The sequence below is a fragment of the Burkholderia arboris genome (assembly GCF_902499125.1).
Taxonomy (GTDB): Bacteria; Pseudomonadota; Gammaproteobacteria; order Burkholderiales; family Burkholderiaceae; genus Burkholderia; species Burkholderia arboris.
Map to the genome: position 1 here is coordinate 59,831 of NZ_CABVPX010000018.1, position 14,937 is coordinate 74,767.

General features: G+C 65.9%; 12 protein-coding genes. 6 read left to right on the top strand and 6 right to left on the bottom strand.

From position 1 onward, the window contains the following. Positions 1–210: 210 nt before the first annotated feature. Both BLA15945_RS21735 and BLA15945_RS21740 read left to right on the top strand, forming a co-directional pair. The gene (locus BLA15945_RS21735; protein ID WP_174993335.1) at positions 211–2,058 is read left to right on the top strand and encodes a S10 family serine carboxypeptidase-like protein; all 1,848 of its coding nucleotides are present in this window, start codon (positions 211–213) and stop codon (positions 2,056–2,058) included. A gap of 43 nt (positions 2,059–2,101) precedes the next feature. After that, a complete protein-coding gene (locus tag BLA15945_RS21740) occupies positions 2,102–2,533 on the top strand; it encodes a hypothetical protein (protein WP_059237757.1) in 432 nt (143 codons plus the stop codon). Positions 2,534–2,598: 65 nt separating this feature from the next. Here BLA15945_RS21740 and BLA15945_RS21745 read toward each other — a convergent pair whose 3' ends face one another. Then, on the bottom strand, positions 2,599–3,606 hold the full coding sequence (locus tag BLA15945_RS21745; RefSeq protein WP_059237756.1) for a helix-turn-helix domain-containing protein: 1,008 nt from the start codon (positions 3,604–3,606) through the stop codon (positions 2,599–2,601). A gap of 170 nt (positions 3,607–3,776) precedes the next feature. Here BLA15945_RS21745 and BLA15945_RS21750 point away from each other — a divergent pair, with 170 nt between their 5' ends. The 3 genes from BLA15945_RS21750 (at position 3,777) to glyA (ending at position 7,330) form a co-directional block, all read left to right on the top strand. Beyond that, positions 3,777–5,024 (top strand): D-arabinono-1,4-lactone oxidase, encoded by a 1,248-nt coding sequence (locus BLA15945_RS21750; RefSeq protein ID WP_174993336.1) that lies wholly within the window; start codon positions 3,777–3,779, stop codon positions 5,022–5,024. A gap of 33 nt (positions 5,025–5,057) precedes the next feature. Beyond that, positions 5,058–5,837, top strand: a complete 780-nt coding sequence (locus tag BLA15945_RS21755; RefSeq protein ID WP_059237754.1) for an SDR family NAD(P)-dependent oxidoreductase — start codon at positions 5,058–5,060, stop codon at positions 5,835–5,837. 245 nt (positions 5,838–6,082) lie between these two features. Further along, on the top strand, positions 6,083–7,330 hold the full coding sequence (gene glyA / locus BLA15945_RS21760) for a serine hydroxymethyltransferase (protein ID WP_174993337.1): 1,248 nt from the start codon (positions 6,083–6,085) through the stop codon (positions 7,328–7,330). Between the two features lie 118 nt (positions 7,331–7,448). Here the strand turns inward: glyA and BLA15945_RS21765 are convergent, their stop codons facing one another. Together BLA15945_RS21765 and BLA15945_RS21770 are read right to left on the bottom strand one after the other, a co-directional pair. Further along, on the bottom strand, positions 7,449–8,981 hold the full coding sequence (locus BLA15945_RS21765; protein WP_174993338.1) for an amino acid permease: 1,533 nt from the start codon (positions 8,979–8,981) through the stop codon (positions 7,449–7,451). A gap of 264 nt (positions 8,982–9,245) precedes the next feature. After that, complete coding sequence (locus BLA15945_RS21770) at positions 9,246–10,256, bottom strand: GlxA family transcriptional regulator (protein WP_059237751.1); 1,011 nt, start codon at positions 10,254–10,256, stop codon at positions 9,246–9,248. A gap of 88 nt (positions 10,257–10,344) precedes the next feature. Between BLA15945_RS21770 and BLA15945_RS21775 the strand changes: the two genes are divergently transcribed. After that, positions 10,345–11,445 carry a DJ-1/PfpI family protein gene (locus BLA15945_RS21775; protein ID WP_174993339.1) on the top strand — a complete coding sequence of 367 codons (1,101 nt, stop codon included), beginning with the start codon at positions 10,345–10,347 and terminating at the stop codon, positions 11,443–11,445. Between the two features lie 39 nt (positions 11,446–11,484). Here BLA15945_RS21775 and BLA15945_RS21780 read toward each other — a convergent pair whose 3' ends face one another. The 3 genes from BLA15945_RS21780 to BLA15945_RS21790 form a co-directional block, all read right to left on the bottom strand. Continuing rightward, complete coding sequence (locus tag BLA15945_RS21780) at positions 11,485–11,904, bottom strand: hypothetical protein (protein ID WP_174993340.1); 420 nt, start codon at positions 11,902–11,904, stop codon at positions 11,485–11,487. A 109-nt stretch (positions 11,905–12,013) separates the two neighbouring features. Beyond that, the gene (locus BLA15945_RS21785; protein WP_174993341.1) at positions 12,014–13,504 is read right to left on the bottom strand and encodes an aminotransferase class V-fold PLP-dependent enzyme; all 1,491 of its coding nucleotides are present in this window, start codon (positions 13,502–13,504) and stop codon (positions 12,014–12,016) included. A gap of 209 nt (positions 13,505–13,713) precedes the next feature. Next, complete coding sequence (locus tag BLA15945_RS21790; RefSeq protein WP_174993342.1) at positions 13,714–14,877, bottom strand: NAD(P)/FAD-dependent oxidoreductase; 1,164 nt, start codon at positions 14,875–14,877, stop codon at positions 13,714–13,716. Positions 14,878–14,937 lie beyond the last annotated feature (60 nt).

Below are 14,937 nucleotides of genomic sequence, written 5' to 3' on the forward strand. Positions count from 1 at the left end.
CATATAAAAGTTGTCCAAACTGCAGGGGGCGCGTCCGAGCACCATTCTCGCCAGCAGTTTGCTGTGTCTGTATCAAGTTCAGTCTCTGAGAAGTCCCATCCCCAACCGCCGACTGCCGACCGTGCAACGCGAGTGGCGGGTAGGCCTGCGCGTTTCGCGGGCGTTGGCGGCCTTTGTGAAGTGGTATCTGAACCAGCCACAAGGAAAGAGATGAAACCAGACAGGAGCAGTACCGGCAGCCGCCGTGTTTGTCACGGCCGGCTGGCCGGGCTAGGTGCATTGACCGTCATGACACTGGCGCTCGCGGCGTGCGGCGGCGACGATTCGTCGTCCGTCGGCGCGTCGAGCCTCGCGCAGGCCACGGCCAGCCAGCAAGCCAGCGCGCAAGCGGCCGGCAACCAGGCGCCGGCGGCCAACCAGCCTTACGTCGACCAGGTTGCGTACTCGATGAATGCGACCGACGGCCTCGCCGCGTCGCAGGTCTCCGAGAAAGCGGCCGTCATGCATTACCAGTGGAAGGGCGGCGGCACGACGGTCAACTACACGACGACCACCGGCCACCTGACCGCGCAGGATGCGAACGGCAATGCGGAAGCGTCGATGTCGTATGTCGCGTACACCGCGCCGAGCAAGAACGGCAAGCCGCGCCCTGTCACGTTCGTCTACAACGGCGGCCCCGGCTCGTCGTCGATCTGGCTGCGGCTCGGCTCGTTCGCGCCGACGCGGGTCGCCACGCCCGATCCGCTGTTCGGCACCAACTGGCCGAACTATCCGCTCGTCGACAACGCGGACAGCCTGATCGACACCACCGACCTCGTGTTCATCGACCCGCCCGGAACGGGGCTGTCGGAAGCCGTGTTGCCGAACACCAACCAGAAGTACTGGGGTTCGGATGCGGACGTGAACATCATGCGCGACTTCATCCAGCGCTACCTGAACGTCAACAGCCGCAGCACGTCGCCGATCTACCTGTACGGCGAATCGTACGGCACGCCGCGTACCGACATGCTGGCGCTCGCGCTCGAATCGGCCGGCGTGCACCTGACGGGCATCGTGCTGCAGTCGGCGATCCTGAACTACTTCGCGGATGCGGTGGAGGCGGTGGCGATCACGCAGTCGACGGAAGGGCTGCTGCTCGAAACCGATACGGTGGCCGGCTATCTGCCCGGCTACGCGGCGGTCGCGGCGTACTTCAACCAGGTCTCGCCGGCACCGGTGAACCCGGGGTTGTACGCACTGCAGACGGAACTGTTCACGACGCTGATCTACAACCAGCTGCAGAAGTACTCGCAGTCGTGGGTGTTGAGCCAGCTCGGCATTCCGGATGCGCTCGGCACGCCGGTGTTCCCGAGCGATGCGACGCTGAAGCTGTGGTCGATCCCGTCGAGCCTGACGCAACAGGCGCTGCGCGGCTACTTCAACGCGAATCCGTTCGGCACGAGCCTGCTGCCCGGCACGACGATCGGCCGGTATGACGGACGCGTGTCGTTGCCGAACTCCGATCCGCGGCTGCAGAACGACGGCGATCCGTCCGACATCCTGATTTCGCAGCCGTTCACGAACGCGCTCGCGACGCAGATGCCGGATTACCTCGGCTATACCGCCCCGAACGCGACGTACCTGCCGCTGAACGACAACATCATCGGCGTCTGGGACTTCTCGCACGACGGCCAGCCGATGCCCGACACGATCCCCGATCTGCTCGGTGCGCTGCAGCTGAACCCGAAGCTTCGCGTGCTCGCGGAGAACGGCTATCACGATCTCGCGACGCCGTTCTTCAACACCGAGAAGCAACTCGCGCGGCTGCAGACGGTGAAGGGCCTGAATCCGAAGCTGCAGGTGAACTTCTTCCAGGGCGGCCACATGATCTACCTGGACGACGTCGCCCGGCCGGAGATGAAGCGGGACCTGAAGACGTTCTACAAGGGCGCGCGGATTCCGACGGCGCTGACGCTGCACACGCTGCCGCCGCCGTGGCCGGATGAAAACCCGCCCAGCGTGCCGACCGGCAGCGTCCCGGGTGCGACGGCCGCGACGACGCTGGCGGCGGCCCCTTAAGCGACGGACTCCTTGTCAAAGGAACCCTCTATTCATCCATTGAATGCGAGTGATCATGTCCCTAATCAAATTGATGCGGCGTATGTCCCCGTTGATCGTGCTCGGAGCCGTGATGAGCAGTGCCTACGCGTTGCCGCCGCAGTCGGTGGCGCCGGTGAAGCTGCCGCACGGCGGGCGCGGTGTCGACGGTCCGTTCTTTCCGGCCACGCGGGCGGCGCCGGTGTTGCCGTCGACCGGCGCGGCGCTGCAGCAGCAGGCGCAGCAGCGCGTCGACGCACGGCTCGGCGGCAATACCGTGCTGAGCAACGGCGCGGCCGTGACGAAGGCGCAGGCGCAGAGCAGCGGGCTCGGTTTCGTGTCGAAGCACTTCGACGAGATCGATGCGAAGCACACCGGACGCGTGACGATGAGCGACGTACGGCAGTTCATCCAGCAGCGGCAGGTGCAGGCGCAGCAGGAACAGCAGGACGAGTGACGTAGCAGGCAGCGCGGTGGCCGGTGCGATATCCGTCGCATCGGCCACCGGATCGTGAGCGGGCCCTAGCCGGCCCGGTGCGCGGCGTAGCGTTTCGCCGTGGCCGACGGCAACTCGCCGAACATCGCGCGATAGTCCTGCGCGAAGCTGCTCAGGTGCCAGAAGCCCCACTTGGTGGCGGCGGACGTCACGGAATCGCCGAGCCGCAGTTCGCGGCGCACGTGATTCAGCCGCACGGCACGCAGATACGCAATCGGGTTGAGGTTCAACGTATCGTGGAACGCGTACTGCGCGGTACGCCGGCTGATGCCGAGCTGCACGCACAGTTCGGCGATCGACAGCGGGCAGGTCGACGCGTCCTGGAGCCGTTCCTGCACCGCGTTGACCAGCGACCAGTATTTCGTCGGGCGCGCGGCCTGCGCGCCAGCCTCCGGCGTGGCGGCCGTCATCGCTTCCGAGATCGCATACAGCACGGTGCGCTCGAGCAGTTCGATCCTCTCCTGCGTCGCCACGTCGTCGATGCGCAGGCATTTCGCCGCGGCGGCCAGCGTCTGGCGCAGCAGGTCGCGCAGATGGTCGGCCATCGCGGTCGCCATCGGGATCACCGGCGAATGGGTTTGCGCGCGCAGCGACGCGGCCACCGTGCGCATCGCTTCCGTCGACAGCTTCCCGGGCTCGATCTCGATATTCACGAGCACGTGCCGGTCGGGCGAATAGAACTCGAATTGCGGCTGGCTCGAGAACACGTGCAGGCTGTCGCGCCCGCTCTTCTCGCCGCACAGCCGCGCGTGGCCTTCCAGTTCCAGCGGCACGGCCACGGCGATCCGCTCCGACGGCACCGCGCCTTGCTGCAGGATGACCTTGTCGAGGTCTTCGACGAGCAGCTTGATGCCGCCCAGCGACATGATCGACGACGAGCCATGAAACAGCCCGCCGGAGATCTGCGTGTAGTTCATGTTCCAGCCGTCGAACGACCGCGCCTGTTCCTCCACGTCGGTGAACGCGCAGAACGCGACCGTGCGCGCAAACAGCGGGTCGCCGGAGAAATCGCTCGGGTGGGCAGGCGGCGTCATCGGGGGCGGGAAGGGGCGGGCCGGATCGATTCATTGTAGCCGCTCGCCCGGCCGGTCAAAAAGGCCGCAACCGGCACATGCTCGTAAATACCCTTGCTTGCCGAAATCCGATAGTGAAAAGCCTGTCGACGCCCTACCTTTGGCACAAAACCAACGCTGGAGCGACGTCGATGGAACTTCCCCGTGGCGGATTCTGGAGAAACTGGGTCGGCAACCAGTCGTGCGTGGCCGCGCACCTGGCATCGCCGACCAGCGAGGCCGAGATTGCGGAGCTGGTGCGCACCGCGACGCGCCAGGGCAAGCAGGTGCGCTGCTCGGGGTCGGGCCACTCGTTCACGCCTGTCGTGGCCACGAGCGGCTTGCTGCTGTCGCTGCAGGATTACCAGGGCATCGTCGATGTCGATCAGGCGCGCAAGCGCGTGACTGTGAAGGCCGGCACCAAGCTGAATGCGGTGACGCGCCACCTCAAGGAGGCCGGCCTGTCGCTCGTCAACCAGGGCGACATCGATTCGCAGGCGATCGCCGGTGCGCTCGCCACCGGCACGCACGGCACGGGGACGACGCTGAGCAACCTGTCGTCGCAGGTCGTCGGGATGCGCATCGTGCGCCCGGACGGCTCGATCATGGAAGTGAGCGACGGGAAGGACCTCGATCTGCTTCATGCGACGCAGGTGAATATCGGCATGTTCGGCGTGGTGTCGGAGATGACGCTGCAGGTGACCGATGCGTTCTGGCTGCACGACCGCGTGTGGCGCGAGGACTTCGAAGCGTTGATGGAGCAGTACGACGCGCTGGCGGCGACGCACCGGCATTTCGGCTTCTTCTGGTGCCCGACGCCCGCAAGCCGCGACCTGTACTGCCTGCCCGACACCACGAAGGTGTCGAACTCGAAGAAGGACTACGACGTGTGCGAGATCAAGGTGATGGATGTCACCGACGAACGCACGTTCCACGAAGGCGAACACGAGAAGATCGCCTACAGCTCGGAGGTGTACGCGATCCACTACGTGCCGAACTTCCACGAGCTCGAATACGCGGTGCCCGCGCAACACGGCAAGGAAGCGCTGCGCCGCGTGCGCGACCTCATCCTCACGAAACACCGCGACTGCATCTTCCCGGTCGAATACCGCTTCACGAAGGGCGATCCGGCCTGGATCAGCCCGTTCCATCGGCAGGACAGCGTGACCATTTCATGCTCCGGCGGCCCGAACGGCGTCGACTACTGGCCGTTCCTGAAGGACGTCGACGACATCCTGCGCGACTACGACGCGCGTCCGCACTGGGGCAAGCTGCATTTCACGAACCGCGAAGACGTCGATCGCTGGTTCCCCAAAGCCGAAGCGTTCCGCGCGCTGCGCCGCAGCGTGGACCCCGAAGGCTGCTTCCTCAACGATCACCTTCGATCCCTGTTCAGCTGAGCATACCGAACGAACCAGACTGGAGAACGACACATGAATGTCAAGATTGACGGCCGCCTGGCCGGCAAGGTCGCCATCGTCAGCGGCGGCGCCGGCGGATGCGGCGGCGCGGCGTCCGAACTGTTCGCCGCGCAGGGCGCGAAGGTGGCGATCGTCGACCGCGACGGCGATGCGGCCGAAACGCTCGCCGCGCGGTTGCGCGATGCGGGCCTGCAGGCGATCGGCCTCGGCGCCGACGTGTCGAAGCAGGCGGAGGTCCAGAAGGCGGTCGATGCAGCGCGCAAGCAGTACGGCAACGCGGACATCCTGTTCAATCATGCAGGCACGCTGATCGTCAAACCGTTCCTCGACATCGAGGAATCCGAATGGGACTGGTTGATGGGCGTGAACGTCAAGAGCATGTTCCTGATGACGAAGGCCGTGCTGCCGCAGATGCTGGAGAAAGGGCGCGGCAGCATCGTCTGTACGTCGTCGATCTCGGCGGTATGCGCGACGCCGGGCGAAGTGCTGTACGACGCGACCAAGGGCGCGTGCCACATGTTCGCGCGGGCGATCGCGGTCGAGTACCGCGACCGCGGGATCCGGTGCAACGCGCTGGCCCCCGGGTTCATCCGCACCCCGCACGGGATGCGCGAACTGAAGGACCTGCAGGCGATGGGTGTCGATGCGACCGAAGCGGCGATCGCGGTTCAGCAGGGCCGGTTGTGCGAGCCGTCGGAAGTCGCGGCGGCCGCGTTGTTCCTCGCGTCCGACGAATCGAGTTTCGTCAACGGCACCCACCTGTTCGTCGACAACTGTTTTTCCGCCGTCTGAACGCGGCGGTTCGCAAGAAGCCGAACGGCGGGCGTCACGCCTGCCGCAGATCGGCCCGTCTCGTCGAAGGTTCCGCAGCGATGCGAACCTTCGATTTTTTTTGTCCGCACGGCGCGGGGTGCGTCCTAGCGGATTGTCGCAATCCTTCTATCTGAACGGTGGCGCGTCTGCTGGAATGCGAAGGCCGAATCACCCTGCAGCCGGCATCCCGCGGTCAGTCAATCACTCTCATTGGGTCCATCATCATGTTCAATCGCACCACCAGCACCGTTGCCAACGTCGATCCCGAAATCTTTGCAGCGATCGAGCAGGAAAACCGCCGCCAGGAAGATCACATCGAGCTGATCGCGTCGGAAAACTACACGAGCCCGGCCGTGATGGCCGCACAGGGCTCGCAGCTCACGAACAAGTACGCGGAAGGGTATCCGGGCAAGCGCTACTACGGCGGCTGCGAGTACGTCGACGTCGTCGAGCAGCTGGCGATCGACCGCGTGAAGCAGCTGTTCGGCGCGGAAGCGGCGAACGTGCAGCCGAACTCGGGTTCGCAGGCGAACCAGGGCGTGTTCTTCGCGATGCTGAAGCCGGGCGACACGATCATGGGGATGAGCCTCGCGCACGGTGGTCACCTGACGCACGGCTCGCCGGTGAACATGTCGGGCAAGTGGTTCAACGTGGTGAGCTATGGCCTGAACGAGAACGAAGACATCGATTACGACGCCGCCGAGAAGCTCGCGCAGGAACACAAGCCGAAGCTGATCGTTGCGGGCGCGTCGGCGTTCTCGCTGAAGATCGATTTCGAGCGTCTGGCGAAGATCGCGAAGTCGGTGGGCGCGTACCTGATGGTGGACATGGCGCACTACGCGGGCCTGATCGCAGCGGGCGTGTACCCGAACCCGGTGCCGCACGCGGACTTCGTGACGACGACGACGCACAAGAGCCTGCGCGGCCCGCGCGGCGGCGTGATCCTGATGAAGGCGGAGTACGAGAAGCCGATCAACTCGGCGATCTTCCCGGGGATCCAGGGCGGCCCGCTGATGCACGTGATCGCGGCGAAGGCGGTGGCGTTCAAGGAAGCGCTGTCGCCGGAGTTCAAGTCGTACCAGGAGAAGGTGGTCGAGAACGCACGCGTGCTGGCTGAAACGCTGGTGAAGCGCGGCCTGCGGATCGTGTCGGGCCGTACGGAAAGCCACGTGATGCTGGTGGACCTGCGTGCAAAGCACATCACGGGCAAGGCAGCGGAAGCGGCGCTGGGCGCGGCACACATCACGGTGAACAAGAACGCGATCCCGAACGATCCGGAAAAGCCGTTCGTGACGAGCGGCGTGCGCCTCGGTTCGCCGGCGATGACGACGCGTGGCTTCGGGGTGAAGGAGGCGGAGATCGTCGGCAACCTGATCGCGGACGTGCTCGAAGCCCCGGAAGATGCGGCGACGCTCGAACGTGTGCGTGGGCAGGTCGCCGAGCTGACCAGGCGTTTCCCGGTCTACGGCTGACAGACGCGAGGGTCGACCGTCGCGGGGCGGTTGAATCCCGTCGTGACCCGTCGACATAAAAAAACCGACTCGCGGCATCGTGCCGGCGAGTCGGTTTTTGAGTTTGCCTGGAGACGCTTCAGACGGACGGATCGACGTTCGCCTCGAGTTCGCGGATGCGGTCGAGATTGCGCGTGTCCTTCAGCACCGGAGGCCCCGCGAACGTGTTGCGCACGCCGAAGCCGTACCAGATCACCATCAGCACCACGACGAAGCCGACCAGCACGTACAGCACCTTTTCGTTCGGCGGCTGGATGCCGACATACGCGAGCACACAGGCGCCGACCAGTGCGAGCAGCGCGCACGGCTTCGACCAGATCCCCAGCCGGAACGGGCCCTTGTCGGTCCACGAGCGGCCTTCGGCCAGCATCCCGGAGCCGATCGGCATCGCGTACGAGATGAACAGGAACACCGCGCTGCCGGCGCTCAGTACCGAGAACGCATCGCCATACAGCGTGACGACGATCGCGAGCACCGCACACGTCCAGATTGCGGGCCCGGGTGTCCGGTGGGCCGGGTTCACGCTGCGCAGCAGCTTCGACGCCGGCAGCCCGCCGTCGCGTGCGAATGCATACATCATCCGCGACGTCGACATGATCGCCGCGAGCCCGCACACGTAGTTGATGAAGAACATCGCGATTTCGAGGGTCACCCGCAGCGTCTTCGGAATCGGCGCGAGGATCGCTTCGAAGAAGCCGGTGCCCTGCTTCATGCTGGCAGTCAGGTCGGGCATCACCAGTACGAACGCGCATACCATCACGTAGCCGAACACCGCGGACCAGAACACCGACCCGATGATGCCGCGCGGCACGTTCCTGGCGGCGTCGTGCGTCTCTTCCGACGTATGCGCGGACGCGTCGAAGCCGGTGATCGTGTAGGTCACCAGCAGCAGGCCGGACAGGAACGCGAGCGGGGTCGTCTGCTTCGGCCATGCGCCGCCGTCGACGCCGGTGAAGTTGGTGAAGGTGACCAGCCGGTGCGCGTCGAACGCGACGGGCGAGTAGTAGAGCAGCGACACCACCAGCGCGATCGTCACGACGAAGATCAGGTAGCCCGACAGGTCGGTGATCTTGCTCGCGATCTTGATGCCGCGCGCGTTCAGGATCGCCTGCGAGATCGTGATGACCGCGATGAACGCGGTTTGATGCCACCACGTCAGGCTGTCCGGACTGACGCCGAACATCGGCGCGATCAGCGTCTTGAAGAACGGATCGTAGGTGCCGAAATTGATCGCGGCGATCACGAAGATCAGGCCGATCAGGTTGAGCCACGCGGTCATCCACCCCCATTTCTTCCCGCCGAGGATCGCGCCCCAGTGATAGAGGCCGCCGGCCGTCGGAAACGCGGACGCGATTTGCGACATCGACACGGCGACGATCAGCGCAAACAGCGAGCCCAGCGGCCAGCCGAGGCCGATCGATGCGCCGCCGGCGGCGGAAAACGCGAGCTGGAACGCGGTAATGCCGCCCGACAGGATGCAGATCACCGAAAACGACACGGCGAAGTTCGAGAAACCGCTCATACGTCTCGACAGTTCCTGCGCATAGCCCATCTTGTGCAGCAGGCTCACGTCACTGTCGGTGCCTGAATCAGGCTGGAATCTTGCATCCATAGTCGCTCCGTCACGAATGTCCTGCGTGGCAGGACCGTCATCGCCGCCCGGGCCTCATGCCGCGACCCGCTCCTGGGATTCGTCGGCGGCACGCGATGCCGTGCTCGAACGGCCATCGCTTTCCATTCCGATGCGTGAACGGTATGAAATCAAATCTCCCGGCTCTATCAGATTTCGGCAACGTAGTGAAAATCCGGAGGCGTGCCCTGTTTCAGGGCAAGTCCGCCCGCATTTCATCCTGAACGCGGGATGAATCGGGGCGGCCTATTCCGTCTTCCGCTTGTCGCTTCGAGGTCCGAAGCGCGCGCGATAGTCGCGCGGCGTGGCGCCGACGCGTTTCGCGAAGGCACGCTGCAACGCGTCCACGCTGCCGAATCCCGAACGTTCCGCGATCCGTTCAAGCGGCCAGTCGGCCCGCTCCAGCAGTGCCTTCGCGCGCTCGACGCGCGCTGCAAGCACGTACTGCGCAGGCGACAGTCCGGTCTCCCTGAGGAAATTGCGCGCAAACGTCCGTTCGCTCATGTGCATGCGGGCGGCCAGTGCAGTGACGCCGAGGTCGCCGGCCGGATTGTCTGCGATGTCGGTGAGCAGCGCGCGCATGCGGGGTGTCGCACCGGCCTGGAGGTCGAGCCCGACGCTGAACTGCGCCTGTCCGCCGGGACGGTGCATGAACAGCACGAGTTCGCGTGCGACCGCAAGTGCGGTCGGTGCGCCGCAGTCTGCCTCGACGAGTGCGAGGCACAGATCGATGCCGGCCGTCACGCCGGCCGATGTATGGAACGGCGGATCGCTCACGTAGATCGCGTCCGGTTCGATCCGCGCATCGGGGCAGCGCGCCTGTAGCGTCGCGCACTGGTTCCAGTGCGTGGTCGCGCGCTTGCCGTCCAGCCATCCGCCCGCGGCGAGCACGAACGCGCCCGTGCAGATGCTCGCGATTCGGCGCGTGTCCGCGATCCGCGTGCGCAACCACGGCAGCACGCCGGCTTCCGACGCGGCGTGTCGCAGCGCCGCTTCATTGCCGCCGGCAACGATGATCGTGTCGATCCGCCCCGGCAGTGCCGCGAGCGCGGCCGTGCCGGCGAGGCGCAGGCCCGCGTGCGTGACGAGGTCATTTCCGTGTTGCGTCGCGAGTGTGAGGCGGTACGGCACGGCATGGTCGGACAGGTAACGGTTCGCGACCGCGAACACTTCCATCGGGCCCGTGATATCGAGCGACTGGACGCCTTCGAAGCCGACGACAACGATGTCGCGTGCCGGGCAGGTTGACTGGGACATGGCGGAAAGTGCGGTGGAGTTGTCCTTGTGACCGCAAGCATGATCCTTGTAATTTTCCGGACGTGCAATCGACTGATGCGAGGGGACGATGCGGGTACGGAAGACAGGCGGGGCAGTGTTGTTCGTGTGCGGGCTGCTGGGCGCTTGGGGATCGGGGCGGCCGGTGCAGGCACTGGCAGAGGACACGCCTCCAGTCGCGCAAGCGTTGACGATGAGTGTGCCAAAGTCGGGCCGCACGCGGCCGCTCGTTGCAATCGTTGCAGACAACGCCGGAACTGAAACAACCGATTTCATCGTTCCGTACGCGATTCTGAAGGCGTCCGGTGCGGTCGACGTGGTCGCCGTGTCGGCCGACGAGGGCGAGGTCGAGCTGATGCCCGCGCTGCGCATGCTGGCAGACACCGCGTTCGACCGGTTTGACGCCACGGTTCCCGCGGGGGCGGATGTCGTGATCGTGCCTGCGATGCATCGTGCCGACCGGCCGGCGGTGCTGGCCTGGCTGCGCAAGCAGGCGGCTGCCGGCGCGACGATGGTGGCGATCTGCGATGGTGCCGAAGTCCTCGCGAACGCGGGCTTGCTGCGGCATCGCACGGCGACGTCCCACTGGTATTCGCGCGAACGACTGCGTCGCCGCTTTACCGATACGACGTGGGTTGATGATCGCCGCTACGTGATGGACGGTAACGTCATGACGACGACCGGCGTGTCGGCGTCGATTCCCGCTTCGCTGGCGTTGGTGAATGCGCTGGTCGGGCCGGCAGCGGCACGCGAGACGGCGCAGAGCGTCGGCGCGCAGGCATGGAGCGACGTTCACGCCGGTAGCCGATACGCATTGACCACGCGTACGGTGGCGATGGCGTTGATGAACCGCCTCGCGTTCTGGCGGCACGAGACGTTCGAACTTCCGGTCGAAAACGGGTTCGACGAGCTTCCTGTTGCGTTGACCGCCGATGCGTGGGCGCGGACCTGGCGCAGTGACGTCGTCGCGACGGCAGACGCGCGCGTGATCGAGTCGAGGCACGGGCTGCGCTTGCTGGCGCAGCCGGTGAATGACCGGCACGAGCACGTGGCGATGCCGGCCGGCCGCCATGGCGAATCGGTGCTTCCCGGTGTGCTCGGAGACATCGCGGCACGCTACGGCGACGCGACATCAGGTTGGGTCGCGCTGCAACTGGAGTATCCGAAGTAGCGGCTGTCGTGCGGGGAATGCTGGCCATGCACGCCGCGCTTACTTTACTAACCCGGCGAGCTGTGGATCGGGATAGGGCAGGAGGTCCCGCGACTCGGTGGGCTCGGCCACCCATTTCTTACCGTTCCAGTGGAAATCGGCCTGCGTCTCCGACCCGTGGCCGTTCGAGCGGATTGCAACGGTGCAGGCCGCCTGGCCCGGGTAAGTCGGGTTTTTGGCGCCGATGCAGGACCCGAGAAATACCATGACGCCGCCGAGGCCGAACCGCTCCTTCATCGCGTAGGTCGCGTCGGCGTCCGAGAGCCGGTCAGGTACCGGCGTGGCGTCGCAAGCGGCGATGCTCGCTGCAAGCAGCAGCGCGGTGGCCCGACTGGCACGCTGCTTCTTGCACGGGCTGCCGGCGGAAGGTGCGTCAGTGTCGGCGCGCTTCCACGCGCGGAAATGTGACGGGCAGGGCATTCGTGTCTGGGGTGACGGACAGGACAACCATTGTGCCGGAACTCATCGTTGGCCTTGCCCGATCGCCGCCCGAGCGCGGCATCTTCGCGTTACGCGATGGTGTGCGGGTTCAGGCCGAGACCGGGGCCGTGCGCCGGGCGCACAAACGATTCCACAGCATGCCGGCCCGGTTGCCGCTTCCGCAATACGCGAGCACCGGCTTCTGCAGCGTGTCGACCAGTGCGCCGAACGCGTCGACTTCCGCGTCGCCGATGTGGTCGCGCTCGACCGGCAGGTAGCGTGCTTCGAGGCCCAGTTCGCGGGCTGCGGCGGCAATCTCGTCGAAGGCCGGCTGATCGACGCCTTCGCCGTCGGGCCGGTTGCAGATGACCGAGCGGAAGCCGGCATTGCGGATCGCCTTCAGGTCGGCCGGCGTGATCTGGCGCGACGCGGAGAACCCGTTCGCGGCGGTCGCGCGGCATTGCTCGATCGCCTGGCGGAAACACGCGATCGCGAAGTCGACGTCCTGCTCCGTCGTGAAGCGGCCGAAGCTGATGCGCACGGTGCGGCCGGCCGTTTCCGTATCGAGGCCGATCGCGGTCAGCACGTGCGACGGTGCGCCGCTGGTCGAGTTGCACGCGGAAGTCGACGACACGGCGAGCGCTTCGCCAAGCATGAACGGGAAGAAGCCCGGTGCGTTCACCGTCAGGCTCAGCGTGTGCGGGATGCGGCGCGCGGCGGCAGCGTTCTGCGTGACGTCGCCGAGCGCGAACAGCGCGCCGGTCAGGCGTGCGCCGAGCGCGGCGATCCGCGCGGCTTCGCCGTCGAGCTTTTCAGCGGCGAGTTCGCACGCGACGCCCATGCCGACGATCTGATGCGTCGCGAGCGTGCCCGAGCGCAACCCGCGCTCATGACCGCCGCCGTGAATCTGCGGTGCGATGCGATCGGCGATCTCGCGGCGGACGAACAGCGCGCCGATACCCTTGGGGCCGTAAACCTTGTGGGCCGACATCGACATCATGTCGATGCCGAGCGCGCGCACGTCGATCGGGGTCTTGCCGAGTGCCTGTGCGGCGTCGACGTGGAGCAGGGCGCCGGCGGCGTGCACGATGCGGGAAATGGCGCCGATATCGGTCAGCGTGCCGATCTCGTTGTTCACGAGCATCAGCGACACGAGGCCCGTATCGGGGCCGATCGCGGCCGCCACGGCGTCGGCGGTGATTTCGCCGTCGCGCGTGGGCGTCAGGAAAGTGACTTGCGTGCCGTGCTTCGACAGGTTCGCCATCGTGTCGAGGATGGCCTTGTGCTCGATGCGGCTCGTGATCAGGTGGCGCTTGTCGGTCGCGTTCTCGGCATAGCCCTTCAACGCGAGGTTGTTCGATTCGGTGGCGCCCGACGTCCAGACGATCTCGTCGGCATCCGCGCCGATCAGCGCGGCGACTTGCGCACGTGCGTGTTCGACCTTGTCTTTCGCCAGCCGGCCGGCGGCGTGCGAGCTCGATGCGGGGTTGCCGAAGATGCCGTCGAAGCCGAGGCAGGCCGTCATCGCTTCGATCACGCGCGGATCGGCGGGCGTCGTGGCGGCGTAGTCGAGGTAGTGCAGCGTGGTGGTGTCGCTCATGTCCGTCTCTTGCTCATTGCGTAATGAGAGAAATGATACGGGGGACAGGCGGGAAAAAGGATCCAAAGTTGGCTGGCGATTCAGCTTGATATGGAATAACGTTTTATTTGAATGTGGAATGGAGGAATTTGTTTCTCCGTGGGCCGGGCCGGGCCGGGCCGTGCACGGGCGGGTGCCGGCACGGCCGGGCAAACCGGCGGGTGGCGGGCTCACGCGTAGAAGCGTTGCGGGCGGAAGTCCTGAAGCTGCGCCGTTTCGATGCCGTCGAGCACTTCGATCGCGAACAGCTGGCCGATGGCCGGCGCGGACGTCATCCCGCTGTGCATCGCGGCAACGTGGACATTCCGGTACTGGCGGCCGCGGCCCATGATCGGATACTCGTCGCGGGGCATGACGCGATAGCCGAGCGTCATGGTGTCGAGTTCGATCCCGCGGGTCTGCGGCAGCACGCCGGTCACGCGTTCGAGCAGCTGCGCGCCGAGTTCGGGCGTCGGCGCCAGCGCGCCGGTGTCGCCGAAGTTCGACCCCGCCACGATGCGCCCGTCGGGATTCTGCTTGATGTCGAGGCCGGCCGGCATCAGCACCTGATGCACGAGCGGCGGCATCGGCTTGCTGTGGGCCAGGATGCCTTTCGACGTGCGGAGCGGAACGGGGATGCCCGCCTGTGCGCCGAGCCGCGTGGAGTCGTTGCCGGCCGCGATCACGACGTGGTCCGCGAAGAACGGCCCCTTGTCCGTCGTGACACCGATCGCGCGATCGCCCTTGAAATCGATCGTCGCGACGTTGGCCTTCGTCAGCGTGACACCGGCCCGGATGCCGGCCTGGACCAGCGCCAGCGTGGCGGCGACGGGGTCGAGCGTCCCGTCGAGGGTCGAATGCCAGCCCGCGCCGAAGTCGCCGGCGCGCACGCCGGGCACCAGCCGTTCGAGGTCGTCACGCGTGATGTTGCGGATCGGATAGCCCCACGGCTGATGCCGCGCGGTCGTGTAGTGGAGCGTATCGATCTGCTGCGGATCGGGGCCGCACCACGCGATGCCGCCGCCCCACTGAATCTGCAGTGACGGGCCGATTTCAAGCTGAAGGCGGCGCCATCCGAGGATGCCTTCGTAGTTCAGTGCGTAGTACGAGTAGGGCGTCTTGTTGTTCGCGTTGATCCACGCGAACGAGTTGCGCGTCGTGCCGGACGCCGGCGCGTCCTTCTCGATGAGCGCGACCTCCGCGCCGCGCGCCGCGAGGTGATACGCGATCGACGCGCCCATCACGCCGCTGCCGATCACGATCACGCGGTCTTTCGACTTCGCCGCCTGCACGATCTCGGGAAAAGCGCCGGCGAGCGGCACGGCAAGCACGGGGAAGAACTGCCGGCGGTTCATGAGCATCTCCTTGGTTCGATATGTTTCGTAAAACTAATGAAGTGAATGAAAGGAACGACC